Source organism: Candidatus Paraluminiphilus aquimaris, assembly GCF_026230195.1.
Lineage (GTDB): Bacteria > Pseudomonadota > Gammaproteobacteria > Pseudomonadales > Halieaceae > Luminiphilus > Luminiphilus aquimaris.
In genome coordinates this window covers 877,754-898,776 of record NZ_CP036501.1, presented here as the reverse complement: position 1 = coordinate 898,776, position 21,023 = coordinate 877,754, and the positions used below count along the sequence as shown (strand labels likewise).

At 53.7% G+C, this 21,023-nt stretch carries 23 protein-coding genes; 11 read left to right on the top strand and 12 right to left on the bottom strand.

Annotated elements, in window-relative coordinates; genetic code table 11:
* Positions 1 to 56: 56 nt before the first annotated feature.
* Genes E0F26_RS04120 through E0F26_RS04100 form a run of 5 tightly spaced genes read left to right on the top strand, consistent with a single transcriptional unit; the run spans position 57 to position 4,775 of the window.
* A complete protein-coding gene (locus E0F26_RS04120; RefSeq protein ID WP_279242782.1) occupies positions 57 to 1,055 on the top strand; it encodes an adenosine kinase in 999 nt (332 codons plus the stop codon).
* An 18-nt stretch (positions 1,056 to 1,073) separates the two neighbouring features.
* On the top strand, positions 1,074 to 1,427 hold the full coding sequence (locus E0F26_RS04115) for a pentapeptide repeat-containing protein (protein ID WP_279242781.1): 354 nt from the start codon (positions 1,074 to 1,076) through the stop codon (positions 1,425 to 1,427).
* A gap of 9 nt (positions 1,428 to 1,436) precedes the next feature.
* On the top strand, positions 1,437 to 3,176 hold the full coding sequence (locus tag E0F26_RS04110) for a protein-disulfide reductase DsbD family protein (RefSeq protein WP_279242780.1): 1,740 nt from the start codon (positions 1,437 to 1,439) through the stop codon (positions 3,174 to 3,176).
* 39 nt (positions 3,177 to 3,215) lie between these two features.
* Positions 3,216 to 3,659, top strand: a complete 444-nt coding sequence (locus E0F26_RS04105) for a copper chaperone PCu(A)C (RefSeq protein WP_279242779.1) — start codon at positions 3,216 to 3,218, stop codon at positions 3,657 to 3,659.
* Between the two features lie 48 nt (positions 3,660 to 3,707).
* Positions 3,708 to 4,775, top strand: a complete 1,068-nt coding sequence (locus tag E0F26_RS04100; protein WP_279242778.1) for a DUF2333 family protein — start codon at positions 3,708 to 3,710, stop codon at positions 4,773 to 4,775.
* Here the strand turns inward: E0F26_RS04100 and prmA are convergent.
* Genes prmA through aroQ form a run of 4 tightly spaced genes read right to left on the bottom strand, consistent with a single transcriptional unit; the run spans position 4,772 to position 7,976 of the window.
* On the bottom strand, positions 4,772 to 5,671 hold the full coding sequence (gene prmA / locus E0F26_RS04095; RefSeq protein ID WP_279242777.1) for a 50S ribosomal protein L11 methyltransferase: 900 nt from the start codon (positions 5,669 to 5,671) through the stop codon (positions 4,772 to 4,774). The genes E0F26_RS04100 and prmA overlap by 4 nt on opposite strands.
* Positions 5,668 to 7,014, bottom strand: a complete 1,347-nt coding sequence (gene accC, locus E0F26_RS04090; RefSeq protein WP_279242776.1) for an acetyl-CoA carboxylase biotin carboxylase subunit — start codon at positions 7,012 to 7,014, stop codon at positions 5,668 to 5,670. Before accC ends, prmA begins: the two co-directional genes overlap by 4 nt.
* Positions 7,015 to 7,040: 26 nt before the next feature.
* Positions 7,041 to 7,502, bottom strand: a complete 462-nt coding sequence (gene accB / locus E0F26_RS04085; RefSeq protein WP_279242775.1) for an acetyl-CoA carboxylase biotin carboxyl carrier protein — start codon at positions 7,500 to 7,502, stop codon at positions 7,041 to 7,043.
* A gap of 36 nt (positions 7,503 to 7,538) precedes the next feature.
* Complete coding sequence (gene aroQ / locus E0F26_RS04080; protein WP_279242774.1) at positions 7,539 to 7,976, bottom strand: type II 3-dehydroquinate dehydratase; 438 nt, start codon at positions 7,974 to 7,976, stop codon at positions 7,539 to 7,541.
* A gap of 245 nt (positions 7,977 to 8,221) precedes the next feature.
* Between aroQ and dusB the strand changes: the two genes are divergently transcribed.
* From dusB to coq7, 5 genes are read left to right on the top strand one after another with little or no spacing between them, the layout of a single operon-like run.
* Positions 8,222 to 9,259 carry a tRNA dihydrouridine synthase DusB gene (dusB, locus tag E0F26_RS04075; protein WP_279242773.1) on the top strand — a complete coding sequence of 346 codons (1,038 nt, stop codon included), beginning with the start codon at positions 8,222 to 8,224 and terminating at the stop codon, positions 9,257 to 9,259.
* Positions 9,256 to 9,522 (top strand): DNA-binding transcriptional regulator Fis, encoded by a 267-nt coding sequence (gene fis / locus E0F26_RS04070; protein WP_279242772.1) that lies wholly within the window; start codon positions 9,256 to 9,258, stop codon positions 9,520 to 9,522. Before dusB ends, fis begins: the two co-directional genes overlap by 4 nt.
* A 52-nt stretch (positions 9,523 to 9,574) precedes the next feature.
* Positions 9,575 to 11,149, top strand: coding sequence for a bifunctional phosphoribosylaminoimidazolecarboxamide formyltransferase/IMP cyclohydrolase (gene purH, locus E0F26_RS04065; RefSeq protein WP_279242771.1), 1,575 nt, complete (start codon positions 9,575 to 9,577; stop codon positions 11,147 to 11,149).
* A gap of 2 nt (positions 11,150 to 11,151) precedes the next feature.
* Positions 11,152 to 12,426 (top strand): phosphoribosylamine--glycine ligase, encoded by a 1,275-nt coding sequence (gene purD / locus E0F26_RS04060; protein WP_279242770.1) that lies wholly within the window; start codon positions 11,152 to 11,154, stop codon positions 12,424 to 12,426.
* A 31-nt stretch (positions 12,427 to 12,457) separates the two neighbouring features.
* Positions 12,458 to 13,105, top strand: coding sequence for a 2-polyprenyl-3-methyl-6-methoxy-1,4-benzoquinone monooxygenase (gene coq7, locus E0F26_RS04055; RefSeq protein WP_279242769.1), 648 nt, complete (start codon positions 12,458 to 12,460; stop codon positions 13,103 to 13,105).
* A gap of 107 nt (positions 13,106 to 13,212) precedes the next feature.
* Here coq7 and E0F26_RS04050 read toward each other — a convergent pair whose 3' ends face one another.
* Positions 13,213 to 13,632, bottom strand: coding sequence for an OsmC family protein (locus E0F26_RS04050; RefSeq protein ID WP_279242768.1), 420 nt, complete (start codon positions 13,630 to 13,632; stop codon positions 13,213 to 13,215).
* 122 nt (positions 13,633 to 13,754) lie between these two features.
* Here E0F26_RS04050 and crp point away from each other — a divergent pair, with 122 nt between their 5' ends.
* Positions 13,755 to 14,411 (top strand): cAMP-activated global transcriptional regulator CRP, encoded by a 657-nt coding sequence (crp, locus tag E0F26_RS04045; protein WP_279242767.1) that lies wholly within the window; start codon positions 13,755 to 13,757, stop codon positions 14,409 to 14,411.
* Here the strand turns inward: crp and trpC are convergent.
* The 7 genes from trpC to E0F26_RS04010 form a co-directional block, all read right to left on the bottom strand.
* Positions 14,408 to 15,220, bottom strand: coding sequence for an indole-3-glycerol phosphate synthase TrpC (gene trpC, locus E0F26_RS04040; protein WP_279242766.1), 813 nt, complete (start codon positions 15,218 to 15,220; stop codon positions 14,408 to 14,410). The genes crp and trpC overlap by 4 nt on opposite strands.
* Positions 15,217 to 16,260 carry an anthranilate phosphoribosyltransferase gene (trpD, locus tag E0F26_RS04035; RefSeq protein WP_279242765.1) on the bottom strand — a complete coding sequence of 348 codons (1,044 nt, stop codon included), beginning with the start codon at positions 16,258 to 16,260 and terminating at the stop codon, positions 15,217 to 15,219. The genes trpC and trpD overlap by 4 nt, the downstream gene beginning before the upstream one ends.
* Positions 16,261 to 16,323: 63 nt before the next feature.
* Positions 16,324 to 16,950: an anthranilate synthase component II gene (locus E0F26_RS04030; RefSeq protein WP_279242764.1), complete on the bottom strand. Its 627-nt coding sequence runs from the start codon at positions 16,948 to 16,950 to the stop codon at positions 16,324 to 16,326.
* A gap of 4 nt (positions 16,951 to 16,954) precedes the next feature.
* Positions 16,955 to 18,433, bottom strand: a complete 1,479-nt coding sequence (gene trpE / locus E0F26_RS04025; RefSeq protein ID WP_279242763.1) for an anthranilate synthase component I — start codon at positions 18,431 to 18,433, stop codon at positions 16,955 to 16,957.
* A gap of 8 nt (positions 18,434 to 18,441) precedes the next feature.
* A complete protein-coding gene (gene rpe, locus E0F26_RS04020; protein WP_279242762.1) occupies positions 18,442 to 19,113 on the bottom strand; it encodes a ribulose-phosphate 3-epimerase in 672 nt (223 codons plus the stop codon).
* 108 nt (positions 19,114 to 19,221) lie between these two features.
* Positions 19,222 to 19,878, bottom strand: coding sequence for an N-acetylmuramate alpha-1-phosphate uridylyltransferase MurU (gene murU / locus E0F26_RS04015; RefSeq protein ID WP_320416198.1), 657 nt, complete (start codon positions 19,876 to 19,878; stop codon positions 19,222 to 19,224).
* A gap of 8 nt (positions 19,879 to 19,886) precedes the next feature.
* On the bottom strand, positions 19,887 to 20,927 hold the full coding sequence (locus E0F26_RS04010) for an aminoglycoside phosphotransferase family protein (protein WP_279242760.1): 1,041 nt from the start codon (positions 20,925 to 20,927) through the stop codon (positions 19,887 to 19,889).
* Between the last annotated feature and the right edge of the window lie 96 nt (positions 20,928 to 21,023).

Below are 21,023 nucleotides of genomic sequence, written 5' to 3'. Positions count from 1 at the left end.
CATGCGATGGCAGCATGCGATAATAATAAGTTGTCTAACTACTGGCCCACTACCACATGCCTCACTTTGTTTACGCCATCGGCGCCGCGCTGGTCGATACTGAAATTGCAGTCAGCGACAGCGATCTTGATCAACTGGGCATTGAAAAAGGCATGATGACGCTGGTCGATGAGTCACGCCAAACCGAGATCAAAACTCACCTCGCTGACGCACTAAGTCAGGCAAACCACGCCTGCGGCGGCTCGGCGGGAAATAGCGTGATTGCCGCCTCGCAGTTTGGTGCGCCCACCTATATGAGCTGTCTGGTATCCAATGACGCCGACGGCGATATTTACATCGCCGACCTGGAAGCATCAGGGGTCTCACACGGATTTCGTGAGGAGCGTCGCTCTGGTACAACCGGCAAGTGCCTCGTGTTGATTACACCCGATGCCGAGCGAAGCATGAACACATTCCTCGGTGTGTCTGAAACACTCTCAGTGACCGAGGTGAATGAGCAGGCCATTGCCGACTCGCAATGGGTGTATCTCGAAGGCTATCTAGTGACCTCCCCCACCGGACACGAAGCCGCGCTCAAAACGAAAGCCATCGCACGAACAACGAATACCAAAGTGGCCGTAAGCTTTTCTGATCCCGGTATGGTCACCTTCTTTCGCGACAACATGAATCAAATAATCGAGGGTGGGGTCGACTTTGTCTTTTGTAACGAAATTGAAGCCCTTGGCTGGGCGGAAACCGACGACCTCGACGAGGCGGCAACCAAGCTCAAAGCCGTCACACAAAGCTTTGTCATTACACGCGGTGGTGAAGGTGCTATTTTGTTTGACGGCGCAACAACTTACGAGATTGCCGCTGAGAAGGTGAATGCCGTAAACACCAACGGTGCGGGTGACATGTTTGCTGGTGCGTTTTTCTTTGCACTGTGGCGCGAAAGCGACATGCGCAGCGCCTGCGAGTTTGCGGCAAAGGCCGCCGCACGGGTTGTTTGCCAGCCAGGCCCAAGATTAAGCTTAAGCGACAGTCTAGAACTCAGAAATTCGTACTTCGACGCGTAAGGCAGAGGTAACCACACAATGAGCGATCAAGAAATTAAACCCGAGGTGAAGAGCGACCCGCTCTACCAAATGCTTCGGCATGAAGATGTCGACAGTTTTAACAACAGTCGAGATACGCTCGATACCAGTCAGCTCTCCGGAGGAGACTATCGCGGCCGTGATCTTCGCAAAATGAACGCAAGAGGCCTCGACTTCTCCAGTGCTTATTTTAGAAATTGTGATTTGTCCGGGATCGATTTTCGCGAGACCAATCTTGAAGGCGCGAGTTTGCTTGATGCGAAAGTCTCCGGTGTTTATTTCCCAGACGAATTAAGCGCCGTTGAAATCCGGCTTTCACTCGATCACGGTACGCGCCTTCGCTACCACAAGTAGGGATCAAAAATGCATTTAGGTCGGACTCGGACGCTCCTTGCCTCACTGTGTTTAATCGCACTAGCGATCGGCACATTTTCAGCACAAGCACAAAGCCCGCTGTCCGCCTACACACAGCAGCAAACCGAATTCCTCCCGGTCGACGAGGCCTATGAGCTCAGCGTTATCGGCACCACAGAGCGAGGGGCGTTACTGCAATGGCTTATCGCGCCTGACTATTACCTATACCGACACGCCTTTGCCGCGAAAGCGCGCACGAGCAGTCAAGATATTGAAGTAGCGCTCTCCATACCGGATGGCCTCGCCAAAACCGATGAGTTTTTTGGTGATGTTGAGGTGTATTACGGCGCCTTAGACGCCAGCGTAGAACTTGCCGAATCAGCCGAACTAATAGAGTTATCGATCACTTACCAAGGCTGCGCCGATGCCGGACTTTGCTATCCCCCGGAGACAAAGACCTTCCTTTGGCATACGGCTTCCGGCGAGGTGCAAAAAGGCAAACTGAGCCCAACTGTGCTGGATACTAACGCGCCTCAGGACAGTGGTGACGGGGAAGATTTTGGGTTGATAGCCGCCCTCGTATTCGCCCTCTTAGGTGGCGTGATCTTGAATATCATGCCCTGCGTTTTCCCCATTCTCTCTCTGAAAGCGCTGAGCTTCACGCGCGGTGATGCACAAAGCCATCGCCGCTCGAGCTTGGTCTATTCAGCGGGGGTGATTGTCAGTTTTGTTGGTATGGCCGCGGTGCTTATTGCCATCCAGCAGACTGGAAAGCTTATTGGCTGGGGGTTTCAGCTTCAAAATACGGGCTTTGTCATTGGACTTGCTTACTTATTTACACTCATGGGCTTGAGTCTCAATGGCCTCTTACACTTTGGCACCTCCATGATGAACGTGGGGCAGTCTTTGACCGAAAAGGACGGCGACGCGGGGAGCTTTTTCACCGGCATTTTAGCCGTGGTTGTAGCAAGTCCCTGCACCGCGCCGTTTATGGGAAGTGCGCTTGGCTACGCCTTAACACAGCCCATTTACATCACGCTGCTCGTGTTCGCGTCGCTCGGTCTGGGCATGGCGCTTCCCATGGTGATTCTGAGTTACAGCGATGCGGCGGTAAAAGTTCTGCCCAAACCTGGACCGTGGATGGATACAGCAAAGAATGTATTGGCTTTCCCCCTGTATCTCACATCGGTTTGGCTCTTGTGGGTTGCTGGCAATCAAAGCGGCGTCAATACCATGGCTATGGCCCTCTCAGGTCTCGTGCTCCTTGCCATGGCAGCTTATCTCTACGGTGAGACCCCGGTGCGAAAGGCCGTCACAGCGCTGCTTGTAATCGCGGCGGTCTTGCTCGCCATACCCCAGAGCGGCAGCAGAGACGGTGGAACCGGTGCGCGAAAATTATCGGAGGGACAGGTTGCCTACTCCGCGGCAACGCTTGCTTCCTATCGCGAAGCGGGAAAACCCGTTTTTGTCGATGTCACAGCAGACTGGTGCATTACCTGTCTGGCTAATGAGGCCGCCGTCCTCTTTACACCCGAGATAGAGGCGGCCTTTCTAGCGGCAGATCTACCGTACATGATCGCGGACTGGACTGACTACGACGCCGACATCGGCGAGTTCGTAAAATCTCATGGCCGCAGCGGCATTCCGCTGTATGTAATGTATCCACGGGGTACCGGCAGTGACCCGGTGATCCTTCCGCAACTTTTAACGCGGGATATCGTTCTGTCGGCCATTGAAAAAGCGCAGTAATCACCCCAAGTAAGCAATACAGACAAGCAAGAGGTTCTCATGCTCCGAACGTTGTTCTTTCTAACGCTAACCTTACTGGGCAATGCCACGGTACTCGCAGCTGATCTGAACATCGCGCATGGCTGGGCTCGTGAAACACCACCTGGAAGACTGATGACGGCCGCGTACGGGACGTTAACAAATACGGGCGATAAAACGATTGTTATAAACGGGGTCAGTAGCGATGTTGCGGCACATAGCTCGCTGCATGAGACACTCATCGAGCGTGATCGCTCGACAATGCGACCGGTTAAAAGCTTATCCCTTGCGCCCGGAGAGGAAGCTGAGCTTGCGCCCGGTGGCATGCACATCATGTTGATGAAGCTTGACTCACCTCTCAAAGAGGGACAATCCATCGACATCTGCTTCAAGCTGGAGAACAATAACGACGTTTGTCATGATTTTTCGGTAACAAAGTATAAAATGTCGGCGCACAGTCATTAAGTCCAGCGCTGTAAGTCAGAGAAGGCGGCCGATGAGGCAAGTGAATACATGACATTTAAAGAACGGTTGTCTGCGCTCAAAGCAAGGCTCACCGGCGCGCTTCCCTCGAGCGAGTCATTAGGCCTGATACAAAGCCGAGGTGGTCGACGTGCTGCCATCGCGATGCTTGCCTCGTATAGCCTGCTCATCTTAGGTCTTTGCATCTATTGGAGCATTCCGCCTAAGCCGTTTGATGTCATACAGAATCGTGCTACGTACTTGAGCAGTGCAGACCAATCAGTGACGGGCGCCGCGACGACTGCCGCGCTTTTGGAGGTGACGCGTTTGCTATTGGAGAAAAAGGGGGGCTATATCAGTAATGACATAGCGCCACCCGGAAGCCTCCTCGATAACATGCCCAACTGGGAGTACGGTGCGCTCATTCAGTCTCGTGATCTTGCGAGAGCGCTCCGCGAAGTATTAAGCCGCTCTCAGTCACAGTCCCAAGAGGACGTGGATTTAACGCTCGCGGAACCCCGCATTAACTTCCAGAATTCGAGCTGGGCCCTTCCTGCAACCGAGTCTGAATACCGAGACGCGCGCCGCTATTTGAAAGCCTACCTAGAGCGACTGCCTTCGAATGGCGAGGACAGTGCGCAGTTTTATGCGCGCGCCGACAATTTAAGCTACTGGCTGGGCATCGTTGAGACACGCCTTGGCAGCCTCTCTCAGCGACTATCAGCAAGTGTTGGGCAAAAAAGGATCAACACTGATCTTGCAGGTGATGCCGCTGCGCGACAATCAACTTCTTCGACCTCCGAAATCCTTGTTAAAACACCGTGGGACGAAATTGACGACGTCTATTACGAGTCGCGTGGCGCCGCTTTTGCACTCATTCATTTTCTTAAGGCAGCCGAAGTCGACTTTGCAGATGTGCTTGAGAAGAAAAATGCGGCGGTCAGTTTGCGGCAAATTATTCGCGAGCTTGAAGCCACGCAACAAACTGTGTGGAGTCCTGTGATTTTGAACGGCTCAGGCTTCGGTATCTGGGCCAATCACTCCTTGGTTCTAGCGAGCTATCTCTCTCGAGCCAACGCGGCGCTTATCGACCTACGAGAATTACTCGCTCAGGGCTAACGTGCTCGCTGTCCACTCATCAACACCCAGCCATCTCGGGTGTCACTGACTTGTAGATTCACCGTCGCATAGCGCTCAATCAGCTCTGGCGCTTGCTCGGTTAGAATCCCAGTGAGTAGCAGCTTCGCCCCTGGTGTCATTAGTGCAATGAGTTCGTCCGCAAGCGTTAATAGGGGCCCAGCGAGAATATTGGCAACGACTAAATCCGAGCCCCCCACCCACGCATCGATGCCGGGGCTTTCAGGGAAAAGAATCTCGAGCGAACTCGCCTCAATCTGATTGCGCTCAGCGTTGTCTCGACTCGCCGTTAACGCCTGCGGATCATTATCAACACCGAGCGCAGAGGACGCGCCCAATCTCAGCGCAGCAATGGCTAAAATGCCTGAGCCGCAACCGTAGTCAACGACGCGCTCGCCACCTCTGACTGCATCGTCAAGCGCCGCCAAACACATGGCTGTGGTCGCATGCGTACCCGTACCAAACGCCAGCCCCGGATCCAGATAAACATTAATAGCAGACGCGTCTGGAGGCTCTGACCAGCTAGGGCAAATCCACAATCGAGGACCCATTTGAATGGGCGAAAAATCGTCCATCCAAACACGCTCCCAAGCGCGGTCACGCAGTGTGGTGATATCGCTACGGGAGTTTTTTGCCAAAAGCGCGTCAGGAATCTCGGCTCGAATAGGTTCAAGATCGACATCCCCGGTAAACAAGGCCGTGACCTTAACGTTTTGCCAAACAGGGGTTTCGCCGGGCCCGGGCTCGAGTAAGGGCTCGTCTGCATTATCCTCGAGAGAAACCGCAAGCGCGCCCTGAGCAAAGAACCAATCTTCGAGCAATTCGACATGGTGGGAGTGCGTTTCAAGAACCCACTCCTGCCACTCTTCCGAACTCAATGCTCGTGTTCCAGCTTACTCTCGAGATAGTGAATACTGACTCCACCCGCAACAAAGGACGGATCGACTACGAGTTCACGGTGCAGTGCTGAGTTAGTGCGAATGCCTTCAACAACGAATTCATCGAGTGCCTGACGCATCTTTTTCAGCGCGATCTCGCGATCATCGCCGTGGGTAATTAATTTTCCAATGAGGCTGTCGTAGTGAGGGGGTACTTGGTATCCGCTGTAGATGTGCGAGTCCACACGTACGCCATGCCCACCCGGTGCGTGGAAGGTCTTTATCAACCCAGGAGATGGCATGAAGGTTCGTGGATCCTCCGCGTTAATGCGGCACTCGATAGCGTGGCCGTTAAACGAGATGTCACTTTGCTTAATCGAAAGCTTCTGCCCTCCGGCAATGAGCAACTGCTCTTTGACGATATCAACGCCCGTGATCATTTCGGTAACAGGGTGCTCAACCTGCACGCGGGTATTCATCTCAATGAAAAAGAATCGCCCGTCTTCATAGAGAAACTCAAATGTTCCCGCACCCGTGTATCCCATGTCGATGCAAGCCTGAACGCAGGCAGCACCCACTTCCTCTCTGACGTCGTCTGGGATGCCCGGCGCTGGTGCCTCTTCGATAATTTTCTGATGGCGACGCTGAAGCGAGCAATCGCGATCACCCAAGTGCACGGCGTTGCCTTGTCCGTCGGCCAGTATTTGGATCTCAACGTGACGGGGTCTTTGGAGAAATTTCTCCATGTAAACCACGGGGGAGCCAAACGCTGCTGCCGCCTCAGATTGCGTGACTTCGATCGAGGACAACAAAACTTCCTCGTTGTGGACGACACGCATACCGCGACCACCACCGCCAGCCGCCGCTTTTACGATCACGGGGTAACCGATATCGCGCGCGATGCGAAGCACCTCTTCGGGATCGTCAGGCAGTGCGCCTTCTGAACCGGGTACTGTTGGTACACCGGACTTCCGCATTTGGTGTTTGGCGGATACCTTGTCCCCCATCAAGCGGATGGTTTCAGAGCGCGGACCAATAAACTTAAAGCCGCTTCGTTCGACCTGCTCAGCGAAATCCGCGTTCTCCGACAAAAATCCGTAACCGGGATGAATACCATCGGCGCCGGTTATTTCCGCCGCGCTAAGAATAGCGGGCGCCTGTAAGTAGCTCTGCGTTGACGGCGCAGGACCAATACAAACCGATTCATCCGCGAGGCGCACATGCTTCAGCGTGCTATCGGCAGTTGAATGAACAGCTACCGTTGGGATGTCTAATTCTCTGCAAGCTCGCAGAATGCGCAACGCTATCTCACCGCGGTTGGCAATGAGTACCTTTTCCAACATAGGTATGTTTCCTCGCCCGGTGGCGTTTATGCAATCGTGATGAGTGGCTGGTCAAATTCAACCGGCTCACCGTTTTCGGCGTGGATGGCAGTGACGGTTCCCGCACGATCTGCTTCGATCTGGTTCATCATCTTCATCGCTTCGACAATGCAAAGAACATCACCCGCTCGGACACTCTGTCCCACTTCTACGAACGATGGCGCCTCGGGGCTTGGCGAACGATAGAACGTGCCAACCATGGGAGACTTTACTGCATTGTCTGTGTTGACCGCTGGAGCAGCGGGTGCAGCTGCGGGCGCTGGAGCCGCCACCGGTGCAACCGGCGCGGGCATGGCTGGCGCAGCAGGAACAGGCGCAGCTGCCATGGCAATCGGCGCACCCGTATTGCGGCTGATGCGGACGGATTCTTCCCCTTCCTTGATCTCAATTTCGTCTACGCTTGAAGCCTCTAGCAGCTCAATGAGTTTTTTTACTTTTCGAATATCCATAAGGGTCACCTTTACCGTCTTTTGTTATTACTCGTTTCAGTGATTTCGGTTCAATAAAAATTGTAATGCGTGGTCATAACCTGCACTTCCCAGACCCGAAATAACGCCGATCGCCAGATCGGAGAAAAAACTGTGGTGTCTGAAGGGCTCTCTTGCATACACATTGGAGAGGTGCACTTCCACGAAAGGGATGGCAACACCCGCTAGTGCATCGCGCAATGAAACGCTGGTATGCGTCAAGCCTGCGGGATTAATAATGATCGCCTGCGTCTTTTCGAGTCTCGCTCTGTGAACCGCATCAATCAGCTCACCTTCTACGTTGCTCTGAAAGGTGCTAAGTGTTTGACCCGCATCTACCGCCGCCTTCTCTAGACGACTATTGATCGACGAGAGGTCCTCGCTACCGTAGACGTCAGGCTCCCGGGTACCCAAAAGGTTAAGATTGGGACCGTGCAGCACCAGTATATCGGCCATAGTGACCACGCTAATTTCTGAAATTAGCTGGAAGTCTCCAATAGCGTGAGAACAGTGTCCACTGTTTTCGGCACTACGCGACCAATCTGTGCGTTTTTACCGAAGTTATCGACTTTTCGTTAATTTTGAATTATCGGTTGTCGCCCGCCAATCAAACGATAGAGTTAATACTACCCAGTGACGAGACTTCACGCTTGCCACACCCTTGATTACACTAGTCGCTCTCTTCGATCTCGACGTCTCACATGCACCTTGGCACCTTTGCTAGTGATCTACCGGTGATGCTCGCTCCCATGGCGGGCGTCACTGACTTGCCTATGCGTCAGCTAGCGGTGAAACACGGCGCCGATATCGCCATCGGCGAGATGATGTCGTCGGACCTCTCACTCGCTCACTCGCGCAAATCACAATCAAGAGCAGTCCATAGCGCTGACGCGGGACTTAGATCGGTACAGTTGGTCGGAAATGACCCGACAACCATTGCCAAAGCGGCGCAGTTTAATGTCGAGCGCGGCGCCCAGGTGATCGATATCAACATGGGTTGTCCCGCGAAAAAGGTCTGCAAGAAAGCCGCAGGATCAGCTCTGCTAGCCGACGTTCAGCTCGTTTCAGACATTCTAGAAAGCACAGTGCAAGCGGTATCCGTTCCCGTCACCTTGAAAATAAGAACCGGCATAGATCGCGACCACCGCAACGGCGTTGACGTTGCCGAAATTGCGCAATCGTGCGGCATCTCAATGCTGACGGTCCATGGCAGAACGCGCGCTGATAAATTTAAGGGGGAGGCAGAGTATGAGACGTTGCGGGATATTGTCCGAGCCGTCGACATCCCTGTGATAGCCAACGGCGATATCACCTCTGTGGAAAAAGCCGAGCGCGTGCTGAATTACTCGGGCGCTGCAGGCGTCATGATTGGCCGCGCCGCCCAAGGTCAGCTCTGGCTTCCTGGATACATTGCCAATGGACTGCGAAAGGGTCTGGACACGCCCCCCTGTGCTGCGGCGCGTTTAGCGCTGGCGAAGGAGCACTGCGAGCTACTCTATGAATTCCATGGCCCGGTAATGGGATATAAAATCGCGCGAAAGCATATTGGCTGGTTTTTCGAAGCTGAACTGGGCGAAATTTACCTACCCCATAAACGCGCGTTCAACGCACTTTTATCCCAGGACGCGCAGCAGCAGTTTCTCAAGCAGGAAACGGACGCTATCCTTCACCTTATGGAAGACGACCTTATAAACGGGGTGAGACGTCGGGTACGCAGGGAGGAGCACATAGCTGCATGACACATAGCAACGCAGCCGAGCAGCAAGATCGCCAAGAGGGTGGGCTTAAACGCGCCGTTGAAGGCGCCGTTCGCGAGTTCATGGAAACGCTCGATGGAGAAGACACGAGTGATTTTTATAATCTTGTGCTCTCAGAAGTCGAGGAGCCATTGCTTCGCGTAGTCTTGGAGTATTGCAGCAACAACCAAAGTCGCGCCGCTGAACTGCTCGGACTAAATCGCGGCACGCTACGTAAAAAACTACGTCAACATAACCTGCTCTAGCACAGCACAGCACAGATATTGAGCAGACACACTATTATGCAAGGAAACTGCTATGACTGAGGCGAGAGTCGCCCCCATAAAACGTGCATTAATCAGCGTCTCCGATAAAACCGGCGTCGTTGAGTTTGCTCAGACACTTGCCGCTCAAGGCGTTCAAATACTGTCAACGGGGGGAACCTGCCGACTCCTCATGACGGAGGGCGTGCCGGTGACAGAGGTCTCAGATCACACAGGCTTCCCAGAGATGATGGACGGCCGCGTGAAGACGCTGCACCCGAAAATCCACGGGGGTATCTTAGGGCGCCGAGGAACAGACGATGACGTCATGGTAAGGAATGACATCGGAGGGATAGACCTTGTTGTCGTCAACCTCTACCCCTTTGAGGCAACGATAGCCAACCCCGACTGCACACTGGCAGATGCCATCGAGAATATCGATATTGGCGGACCGACCATGGTGAGAGCGGCGGCAAAGAATCATCGTGACGTCACTATTGTCGTCGACAACCTCGATTTCGACAGGGTTTTAACCGAACTTTCCGCCAGCGGTGGCACGTCCGACGCCCTTCGCTTTGATCTTGCAGTCAAGGCATTTGAGCATACCGCCGGCTACGACGGGGCAATTGCGAATTACCTTGGTAAACGCCTTGATGGTGACGCACTCAGCGACTTTCCGCGAACAGCCAACTTTCAATTTTCCCGAAGTTCAGTCATGCGATACGGCGAGAACCCTCATCAAAGTGCCGCGTTCTATACTGACCGGAATGCAAGCGAGGTGGGTGTTGGCACCGCAACACTCCATCAAGGAAAGCCCTTAAGTTATAACAACGTCGCCGACGCAGATGCCGCGATCGAGTGCGTAAAGTCTTTCGATCAGCCCGCCTGCGTAATTGTCAAACACGCAAACCCTTGCGGAGTAGCTGTCGCAGAAACACTGCTAGACGCGTATAAGCTCGCGTTTGAGACGGATACCGAATCGGCTTTTGGCGGCATCATCGCATTCAACCGAGCCCTTGATCGCGAGACCCTCTCCACCATCATTGACTCCCAGTTTGTCGAGGTGATTACCGCACCTGAGATTGACGATGAGGCGCTCGACGCAGCGAGTAAGAAACCCAATGTGCGAGTCATGTCTACAGGCTACTGGGGCGAACGCACACCCACTTGGGACCTCAAGAAAGTCAACGGTGGCTTACTTATTCAAGACCGTGATGACCACGTTATTAACGGGGACGACCTAACGGTTGTCTCGGAGCGATCGCCCAGTGAGCAGGAAATGCGCGACCTTCTCTTTGCCTGGCGCGTTGCCAAATTTGTGAAGTCGAATGCCATCATTTACGCCTCCAACGAGCGAACGATAGGTGTGGGTGCTGGGCAGATGTCACGGGTTAACTCAGCGCGGATTGCCGCTATCAAGGCTGAACACGCGGGGCTCGATGTGGCCGGTGCGGTAATGGCCTCAGATGCCTTCTTCCCCTTTCGCGACGGCATTGATAACGCGGCAGAGCGCGGCATCAAAGCCGTCATTCAACCTGGTGGCTCTATTCGCGATGACGAAGTCATTGCAGCTGCAAACGCTGCCGGAATTGCTATGGTATTCACAGGCGTAAGGCACTTTAGACACTAATTATGAATGTATTGATGATTGGCGGCGGCGGTCGCGAGCATGCGCTAGCCTGGAAGTTGGCACAGTCGACAGACGTAGAAACCGTTTTTGTGGCTCCAGGAAACGCTGGCACTGCCGTCGAGCCTAAGCTCGAAAACATTACGGTCGATACAAGCGACTATGCCGCGCTTGTGGAGTTTGCAAAGGGCAATGACTGTGAGCTAACCGTGGTGGGACCTGAGGCTCCGCTGGTGAACGGGATTGTTGATTTTTTTGAAAGCGAGGGACTCCACTGTTTTGGCCCTCGCGCGGCCGCAGCACAGCTTGAGGGATCCAAAGCATTCACCAAAGAATTTCTCGCCAGACATGCCATTCCAACCGGGACTTATGAGACGTTTACCGACCCTGACGCGGCGTGTGCCTACATTCAGGCACAAGGGGCGCCCATCGTTGTGAAAGCTGACGGGCTCGCTGCGGGTAAAGGCGTCATCGTTGCCATGTCGACCGATGAAGCCGAGGCCGCAGTTCGAGATATGCTCTCCGGTAATGTTTTTGGTGATGCGGGCGCAAGGGTGGTCATCGAGGAGTTTTTAGAGGGAGAAGAAGCGAGCTTCATTGTGATGGTGGATGGCACCGACGTTATCCCCATGGCAACGTCCCAAGACCACAAGCGCGTTGGTGAAGGCGATACAGGCCCGAATACAGGCGGCATGGGCGCCTACTCTCCTGCGCCGGTGGTGACTGACTCTGTCTATGAGCGCGTGATGGCCGAAATCATCAACCCAACCGTCAAAGGCATGATGACGGACGGCAATCGATATCGCGGCTTCCTGTATGCCGGACTCATGATCGATAAGACAGGTGCACCGAAAGTGATCGAGTTCAATTGTCGCTTCGGTGATCCTGAGACACAGCCTATTATGATGCGCCTTGAGTCGGATCTGGCATCGCACTGTCTCGCTGCCTGTGAGAGTCGTTTACTCGAAGAGACCATCACGTGGAGTAGCGACGCTACAATCGGCGTCGTACTTGCCTCAGAGCATTACCCTGCCTCAAGTCCGACGGGCCTCGTTATAGAGGGCCTTGGTGAAGAGCCACAAGGCGTAAAAGTATTTCACGCTGGCACCTCAATAAATCAGGATACGACGGTCACCTCGGGCGGCCGAGTGCTGTGCGTCACAGCAAAAGGTGCGTCATTAGCCGACGCAGCGTCAGCCGCTTACCAAGCTATTGGTCCGATTAGCTGGGAAGGCATGAAGTACCGGAGCGATATTGGTTGGCGTGCGTTAGCGCGTTAACCTTACACCTCAAGAACGCTAGATACAGATTATGCAACGACAACTTACCGGCCTCGATAGATTAATTGCGACCTTGGATACTGCGCTTCGTGAAGTAAGCAAGGGGACCGAGTCGCTATCTGGCGAGCGCCCCTCGCCTGCAACGGATCATAGCGAAGCTGATTTGACCGATGCCGAGCGTCAACACGCTGGCGGCCTCATGCGAATCAACCACACAGGCGAAGTCTGTGCACAAGCGCTTTATCGCGGACAAGCCTTGGTTGCGAAGTCGGATGAGACGCGGGACGCACTCCTAGCTGCGGCGCAGGAGGAAAAGGACCACCTAGATTGGTGCGAAGAGCGGTTAGATTCGCTGGGTACGCACCCAAGTCGGCTCAATCCGCTCTTCTTCACAAGCTCCTACGCGCTTGGCGCGCTTACTGGCGCGATAGGCGACAAGGTCAGCCTGGGCTTTGTCCATGCAACTGAGGAGGGGGTCGCTGCGCACCTAAAAGAACATCTACAGAAACTCCCAGAGGACGATCGCAAGTCTCAGCTGGTCCTTCAGGCGATGCTGGAGGAAGAGGAGCGTCACGGCGCACATGCGCTGGAGCAAGGCGGACAAGAATTCTCAGCACCCCTGAAGAAGGCAATGAGAGGCGTTAGCCAACTCATGACAAAAACCACTTACTGGCTGTAAGTCACTTTTACCTATCCAGACCCAAACCAAGATGGGTAAACACGTCACCCAAAGCCCACGCCCGTCTTAGGCGGACGCTCATGCAACTATCAACCCAGGTCAAACTCTCAGACCGAAACCGTTTCATGTGAGTGCGTTATCGCCACGCCCCCTGTCGCCAGGGTGATAGACGCCGAGCAATATTTCTCAGCTGATAAGGACACCGCTCGCGCGACCTGGCTATCTTTGATGCCATTGCCTTCGACAACGAAGTGTAGGTTGATCGCGGTAAAAACGGCGGGAACAGCGTCTGCTCGCTCTGCCTGCAGTTCGACGCGGCAATTAAGGATGTCTTGGCGGGCTTTTTTAAGCATCGTAACGACATCGAATAAGGCGCAGCCACCCGTCCCTAAGAGCAACATCTCCATAGGACGTAAACCATGGTTTCTACCGCCCAACTCAAGGGGTCCATCCATAACCACACTGTGGCCTGAACCTGATTCACCCACGAACATCACGTCATCGACCCACTTTACTGTGCCCTGCATCTTTCGCTCCTACCAATAAGAAAAACAAACTAACCGTGTCAAAGGGATTTACGGTTGGCACCGGACTTTTGACAGCGTTATGCTACTGTAAGTGTGCGGTAAATCACATTATGGTATTGGTCATGAATTACTTAGTAAGTAAACGCGTTCCAAACGCTGAGGCCTTCCTGGTTCATTGCGAACGCATCTCGATGAAATCGAAGTCAGTCGTGTTCCGACAGGGAGACCCCAGCGAGGACCTATATCTGATCCTCGACGGGTCTGTTTCAGTAATTGTTGACGACAGTGAGGCCCCGGACCAAGAAATGGTGGTGAGCTATTTAAATCCCGGCGAGTTTTTTGGCGAAATGGGCTTATTCGGTGAAGAGACACGCACGGCAAATCTCGTTACGCGAACAGCCTGCGAGTTCGCGAAAATTAGCTACCACGACTTCCACGCAATTCGTCAGCGCTTCCCTGATGTCTTATATGCTCTGACTACGCAAATTGGGCAGCGACTCAAAAATACAACGCGGAAACTTGCCGACCTTACCTTCATCGATGTCTACGGAAGGATCCACCGTTCGCTAATACAGCTCACCACGCTGCCAGAGGCCATGACGCACCCCGATGGTATGCAAATTCGAGTGACCCGCCAGGAGTTAGGAAAGCTCGTTGGCTGCTCGCGAGAAATGGCGGGGCGAGTACTGAAAATGCTCGAAGGAGACGGCTACATTACGGTCGCAGGAAAGACCATTGTCGTTCTGCGCGAGCCGACTGGCGGGAGCAAACTCGCTTAAGCCAGGGCATCCGCCATCATCGTCGCAAGTGCCTGCCCCGGTGACGGCTCTCGCATAAAAGACTCACCAATCAAGAACGTCGAGACCGTGTGCTCGAGCATCATTCGCATATCACTGGCGTTATGAAAACCGCTCTCCGTCACCACCGTGACGCCCTCGGGCACGTGACTTAGCAGCTCAATCGTTGTGTCGAGTCGGGTATCAAAGGTATGTAAGTCTCGATTATTAATACCAACCAAGTTGATATCCAGCTTCAGCGCGCGCGCCAATTCCGCTTGATCGTGCACTTCAACGAGAACGTCCAGACCCGCCAGCGTTGCCTCTTCAAACAAATGCGCGAGCTGCCGATCCTCAAGGCAGGCAACAATAAGTAAAATTGCGTCGGCTCCTAACGCGCGAGACTCCCACACTTGATAAGGATCTAACGTAAAGTCTTTTCGAATGGCCGGAAGACGAGTTGCAGCACGGGCCGCTTGCAAATAGGCGTCAGCGCCCTGGAAAAAATCGATATCCGTTAGCACGGAAAGACAAGCAGCCCCTCCTTGCTCATAACTTGTTGCAATACTGACGGGATCGAAATCAGCACGAATAACGCCTTTGCTGGGACTGGCCTTTTTTATCTCGGCGATGACACCGGGAACGCCTCGATCGCGATGCGCTTCGAGGGCACGAATGAATCCCCTCGGTGCATCAGCTGCGAGCGCCCTATCCTTGACCACATCCAAGCCTGTTACTGCTTTCCTCTCGGCAATTTCCTCGAGCTTACGATCACATATGCGCCGTAACACCGTGGGTGTATTACTTCTCATGCCCCTGACTCCGCAGCCTTGGTGGTCTTATTGGCAAAGGCATCAATTACGGTCAATGCTGCGCCTGACGCGATCGTTTTATCAGCCAATTGCACACCAGCAGATAAACTTTGCGCCTGGCCGCCGACATAGAGGCCCGCCCCCGCATTCAGCGCAATAATAGAACGCGCCTTTCCTGCAGCCTCAGCCTCATCGCCTCCCAGTGCGGCCTTTATGAGGGCAGCGGAAGCGCCCGCAGTCGACACGGCCAGTCCATCCAGTGACGCGTGATAGTGGCCAAACTCCTTGGGATCAATTTGATACGTGGTGAGTTCCCCGCCCTTGAGCTCGCAGACTTCGGTTGGCTGGCAAATTGAAATCTCATCGAGCCCGTCGTTACCGTGCACAACCATCACGTGCTCACTACCCAAATCCTTTAACGCCGCTGCCATGACAGGGCAGAGGTCTGCATTAAAAACACCCAGTACTTGGCGACGTGCACCTGCTGGATTCGTTAAAGGACCCAGAACATTGAAGATGGTCCTCATAGCTAATTGCTGCCGGGGACCAACCGCGTACTTCATGGCGCTGTGATGCATGGGCGCAAACATAAACCCGACACCCAATGTATCAATACACTCAGCAATCACCTGTGGCGATACGCTGAGGTTGACGCCCAGCTCAGAGAGCACATCGGACGAACCACTTGAGCTGGATACCGAGCGATTACCGTGCTTTGCTATCCGCCCACCCGCCGCGGCAACGACAAAGGTGGCGGCCGTGGACACATTGAATAAATCGGCGCCGTCGCCCCCGGTACCAGCCAGATCGATCAGACCCTCGGCATCAATCTCAACGGGTGTTGCAAGTGAACGCATGGCACCCGCCGCACCCACTATTTCACCAATTGTTTCTCCCTTGATCCGAAGACCCACCAGCAAACCACCGATCTGCGCTTCAGTGGCCTCACCTTGCATAACCGACAGCATGACTTGCTCCATATCGGATTGACTCAGGCTCCGCCCATCAACCACCTGTGCAATTGCTTGCTGGATATTCATAGCGTCCTCCTGGGAGTGCGGGGCAAGATTTTCCCTTGCTTTACCGGTGACAATTATGTGCCCTCAACCCGTTTGCTTGAGAAAGTTCTGAAGCATGTCGTGGCCGTATTCCGTCAGTATCGACTCTGGATGGAACTGCACGCCCTCAAGTGAAAATTCTTTGTGTCTTAAACCCATAATCACGTCTAGATCACCCGCCTCGTCAACCGTCCAAGCCGTCACCTCGAAACACGCAGGCAATGTATTGGGATCGATGACTAAGGAGTGGTATCGCGTTGCAGTAAACGGTGATGGCAACCCAGCGAAAACGCCAGTGCCATTGTGATGCACCGGACTGGTTTTCCCATGCATCACTTCGGGCGCTCGAACAATATCGCCACCGTAGGCGGCCCCCATGCTCTGAAGCCCAAGGCAGATTCCAAAAACGGGGATATCGCCCGCGAATCGTTTTATCGTTTCAATCGAAATGCCCGCCTCCGTTGGCGAGCAGGGGCCGGGCGAGACACAGATAAGCTTAGGTCTAATTCGATCTATCTCATCAATGGTGATCTCATCGTTGCGATAAACGTCCACCGATGCGCCCAATTCCCAAAAGTACTGAACGACGTTGTAGGTAAACGAGTCGTAGTTATCAACCATTAAAATATCGGGGCTTTTTACGGTATTAGTAGTCACAGCCTTAGCACTCATAGCGTTAGCACGCCTCAACCATCGCAGCCGCACGCAGCACAGCGCGCGCTTTGTTCAATGTCTCTTCCCATTCCGCCTCCGGTACGGAATCAGCTACGACACCCGCACCCGCCTGAACGATCAGCTGATTGTCTTTGATAACAGCTGTTCGAATAGCGATAGCTGTATCCATATCACCTGACCAAGACAGGTAGCCCACGGCACCGCCATAGATACCTCGCTTCACGGGTTCAAGCTCGTCAATAATCTCCATCGCCCGAATCTTGGGTGCGCCACTCAACGTGCCGGCGGGCAAGGTGGCTCGTAACGAGTCGATGGCTGTCACGTCTTCGCGCGCATCCCCTGTGACATTCGATACGATATGCATGACATGTGAGTACTTTTCGACAACCATTTTATCGGTGAGTGTGACGCTCCCAGGCTGCGAGACACGCCCAATATCATTCCGACCCAAATCGATCAGCATGAGGTGCTCGGCGCGCTCCTTCTCATCGTTGAGCAGGCGTGTAGCCAGTTCTTTATCTTCGGCCTCATTGGCGCCGCGACGAATTGTCCCAGCAATAGGTCGCACCGTAATCTTGCCCTGCTCCGATCGCACTAAGATCTCAGGCGAACTCCCCACGACATGAAATGAATCGAGGTCTAGGTAGAAAAGATACGGCGAGGGATTCAGATGTCGCAGCGCTCGATATAAGTTAAGCGGCGATGCCGAAAATGGCAGGGTCATTCGCTGAGAAACAACGACCTGCATAACATCGCCGTCGAGAATATAGTCCTTGATTCTTGCGACCCAAGATTCAAAGGTCGCTTTGTCAGTGCCGTAAGTCAATCGCGATTCGATATCGCTTGTATCGGTAGATCCCAACTCAAAACTGCCTAAATCCGCCGCCGGTTGTGCCAGCGCCTTTTCGAGGGCGTCTAAGCGCTCAATCGCCATGTCAAAGGCATTTGGAACGCTCGCCTCGGCATTAACAATCAGGGTTAGTGTGCCGCGAAGATTGTCAAAAACCACAACCTCTTCAGCGAGCACCAGCAGAATATCGGGTGTCCCCAGATCATCGGGATTGACGTCAACCGATAATTTGGGCTCGACATAGCGCACCGTGTCATAGGCAAAGTAACCCACCCATCCTCCGTGAAACACCGGTAGCGATGGGAGTGGCGCGCTAGAAGCCGACTGGTGGAGCGCTTCTATTTCAGCGAGGGGATCAGTCGATTCGTGGCATTCAACCAATTCCCCACCCTGGTAACGCGAGACGGTTTTACCTGAGATAGCAATTCGCTGCGTTGCCGGGAGTCCAACAATCGAATAACGGCTCCACTTCTCTCCACCCTCGACAGACTCAAATAGAAAGGCATACGGCGCTTTACACAACTTGGAAAATGTTGAGAGCGGGGTCTCGGTATCGGCAAGCAACGTCCGCGTAATCGGTATGCGCGAATAACCCTCTGCAACCAATGCATCGTAATCAGATTGATTCATTGCACATCCTATCCAACCGCCGCAAGCGCCTCGCGCATACTATCGATAACGGTTTTGTAATCCGGCTTTCCAAAGATCGCTGAGCCCGCAACAAACGTATCGGCTCCCGCCTCTGCGGCGGCGGCAATATTGGCAGGCCCAACGCCTCCATCGACCTCAAGTCGTATATCAAGCCCCGAGGCATCGATAAGCTCACGCACCTCTCGCAACTTATCCAGCGTTTGAGGAATAAACGACTGCCCGCCGAAACCCGGATTGACGGACATAAGCAAAATCATATCAACCTTGTCCATGACGTACTTAAGTGCATCGAGGCTAGCCGCTGGGTTGAAAACCAAACCCGCCTTGCAGTTTGCATCGCGAATGAGCTGCAGCGTCCTGTCAACATGGGTTGAGGCATCAGGGTGGAAGGTGATGTAGCTCGCTCCCGCATCGGCAAACATGCCAACCAATGCATCGACGGGTGTCACCATAAGGTGTACATCAATTGGCGCCTCAATCCCATAATCTCTAAGGGCTTTGCACACCATTGGACCAACGGACAAGTTAGGGACGTAGTGATTGTCCATAACGTCGAAATGAACAATATCGGCTCCCGCCGCTAATACGGCCTCGACGTCGGCACCTAATCGCGCGAAGTCGGCGGCCAAAATTGACGGGGCTATTTGATAATCACGCATCGCGGCATCCAGAGCAGAAGTGTGTGAGGAATATTGGTGTCATATATAAGCTAGACGCGTAGTGTAAAGCGCGCGGCCAGCGCTCGCCAGTCAACTTGAGTCTTAGGTTTAACCTGCTAGCGCAATTTCAAGGTTTCGTAGCCGATCAGGCGTTCCGACATCTGACCAGAGCCCTGAGAACAACTCGCCGCTCACGCGTTGTGACGAAATAGCCTGATCAAGCACAGGGCGCAGAGCCAGCTTGCCCGGCGCCAACCCAGTAAACAAGCTAGGACTCATTACCGACAGCCCCGAGAATGTGGTCCGCGATGGCTTGGCATCGACTATCCGTGTTTCTAACAGTTGGAAGTCACCCTCTGGATGATGTGTTGGATTGGGAATCATGACCAAGTGCGCAAGGTCATTGTTTAAGTCATGTCTTCGCAGCTGCTCGAAGGGATAGTGCGTAAAGACGTCACCATTTACCACGGCAAAAGGCTCATCTCCGAGCAGAGGCAACGCATTTAAAATTCCGCCTGCCGTCTCTAACGGTTTGGGCTCTACCACAACCTTCACATGACAGCCCCAACGAGATCCATCGCCACAAAAGGCCTCTATTTGCTCCGAAAAATACGATGCGTTCACCACAATGTCCGTAAATCCTGCCGCAACCAGCCGCTCAAAGTGGAATGCCAACAGCGGTTTTCCGTCGACCTCTATTAAGGGTTTAGGCCGGCTGTCGGTGAGCGGTCGCATTCTTCGCCCCTCTCCCGCAGCTAAAATCATCACGCGCCTCATGAAGTAGCGTACCAATCTGCTTGCTGTACCTGTGGGAGCACCCTGTCCTCGAACCACTTCCAAAAATCAGCAATCGCTGAGTAATCCTTAGAATACAAACCACAAGCCTCACGAATATAGTCAATAACCACCGGAATATCGCGCATGTAGGCTGGCTTTTGATCTCGCAGCCAAAGCCGGGAAAACACCCCCAAGATCTTTACGTGACGCTGAAGACCCATTAGGTCGTACCAGCGCACGAACGCCCCCCATGAGTCGTCAGGCAAATAATCCGCACTCACCAACAGGCGCCAATACTGTGCAAGCCAGCTCATCTGCTGCTCTCGTGGCCAGACGATATAAACATCTTTCAAAAGCGATACCGCATCGTAGGTAATAGGACCAACAATGGCGTCCTGGAAATCGATAATGGCGATGTCGCCTTCTCCGAGCACCATGAGATTTCGACTGTGATAGTCGCGATGGACAAATCGAGACGGCTGCTCAGCCGCTACCGATAAAAGACACTGACTGAATCGCTCAAAGACCGCCTCATCCGAGGGGCCTAAGTCCATGGAGAGCGCACGCGCAAAAAACCAGTCAGGGCAAATAGTCAACTCACGCTGAAGCTCTTTGTCGTCGTATACAGGTAAAACTGTCTGCGCCCCACTCAGTGCCTGCATGTCGCTGAGGGCGGTGAGTGCCCTCGTGTAATAAGTATCGACATCCCCCTCTTGTAAGGCGGACCAGTAGGTGACGTCCCCAAGATCCTCGAGCAAAAAGAGCCCTAGACTTAAGTCGGCACGCTGTAACCTTGGCACACGAACACCCGCCGTCTTAAGTAGCCCTTGCACTAAAACAAACTGTTCGTTGTTCTCAGTAGGTGGCGACACCATCAGAATGTGTGTCTGTATCTCCGCGTTGAGACAGAGCGAGGCACGATAGAACTTTCGTGGACTGGCATCACCGGCAATGAGCTGAATACCAATAGACTCCTCGTCACAACGTAACGATTGAGCGAGCCATGCTCGCTCAGAAAGAAAGTCCTGTGTCGGCACTCATTGCCTCCTTGCTCGATACACCAACTCGCCGCGCCAAACCCGCAGCATTGCCAAAAAAACCCACTGATACTCACGAGGTCCGCGGTACACTAT

Coding starts and splice junctions, on each gene's coding strand:
- dusB (WP_279242773.1), top strand. CDS start 8,222: ATGCACCTTGGCACCTTTGCTAGTGATCTACCGGTGATGCTCGCTCCC.
- E0F26_RS04105 (WP_279242779.1), top strand. CDS start 3,216: ATGCTCCGAACGTTGTTCTTTCTAACGCTAACCTTACTGGGCAATGCC.
- crp (WP_279242767.1), top strand. CDS start 13,755: ATGAATTACTTAGTAAGTAAACGCGTTCCAAACGCTGAGGCCTTCCTG.
- E0F26_RS04100 (WP_279242778.1), top strand. CDS start 3,708: ATGACATTTAAAGAACGGTTGTCTGCGCTCAAAGCAAGGCTCACCGGC.
- trpC (WP_279242766.1), bottom strand. CDS start 15,220: ATGAGAAGTAATACACCCACGGTGTTACGGCGCATATGTGATCGTAAG.
- E0F26_RS04115 (WP_279242781.1), top strand. CDS start 1,074: ATGAGCGATCAAGAAATTAAACCCGAGGTGAAGAGCGACCCGCTCTAC.
- E0F26_RS04110 (WP_279242780.1), top strand. CDS start 1,437: ATGCATTTAGGTCGGACTCGGACGCTCCTTGCCTCACTGTGTTTAATC.
- E0F26_RS04030 (WP_279242764.1), bottom strand. CDS start 16,950: ATGAGTGCTAAGGCTGTGACTACTAATACCGTAAAAAGCCCCGATATT.
- trpE (WP_279242763.1), bottom strand. CDS start 18,433: ATGAATCAATCTGATTACGATGCATTGGTTGCAGAGGGTTATTCGCGC.
- purD (WP_279242770.1), top strand. CDS start 11,152: ATGAATGTATTGATGATTGGCGGCGGCGGTCGCGAGCATGCGCTAGCC.
- coq7 (WP_279242769.1), top strand. CDS start 12,458: ATGCAACGACAACTTACCGGCCTCGATAGATTAATTGCGACCTTGGAT.
- fis (WP_279242772.1), top strand. CDS start 9,256: ATGACACATAGCAACGCAGCCGAGCAGCAAGATCGCCAAGAGGGTGGG.
- rpe (WP_279242762.1), bottom strand. CDS start 19,113: ATGCGTGATTATCAAATAGCCCCGTCAATTTTGGCCGCCGACTTCGCG.
- accB (WP_279242775.1), bottom strand. CDS start 7,502: ATGGATATTCGAAAAGTAAAAAAACTCATTGAGCTGCTAGAGGCTTCA.
- accC (WP_279242776.1), bottom strand. CDS start 7,014: ATGTTGGAAAAGGTACTCATTGCCAACCGCGGTGAGATAGCGTTGCGC.
- trpD (WP_279242765.1), bottom strand. CDS start 16,260: ATGAATATCCAGCAAGCAATTGCACAGGTGGTTGATGGGCGGAGCCTG.
- murU (WP_320416198.1), bottom strand. CDS start 19,878: ATGATTTTAGCTGCGGGAGAGGGGCGAAGAATGCGACCGCTCACCGAC.
- aroQ (WP_279242774.1), bottom strand. CDS start 7,976: ATGGCCGATATACTGGTGCTGCACGGTCCCAATCTTAACCTTTTGGGT.
- E0F26_RS04050 (WP_279242768.1), bottom strand. CDS start 13,632: ATGCAGGGCACAGTAAAGTGGGTCGATGACGTGATGTTCGTGGGTGAA.
- purH (WP_279242771.1), top strand. CDS start 9,575: ATGACTGAGGCGAGAGTCGCCCCCATAAAACGTGCATTAATCAGCGTC.
- E0F26_RS04120 (WP_279242782.1), top strand. CDS start 57: ATGCCTCACTTTGTTTACGCCATCGGCGCCGCGCTGGTCGATACTGAA.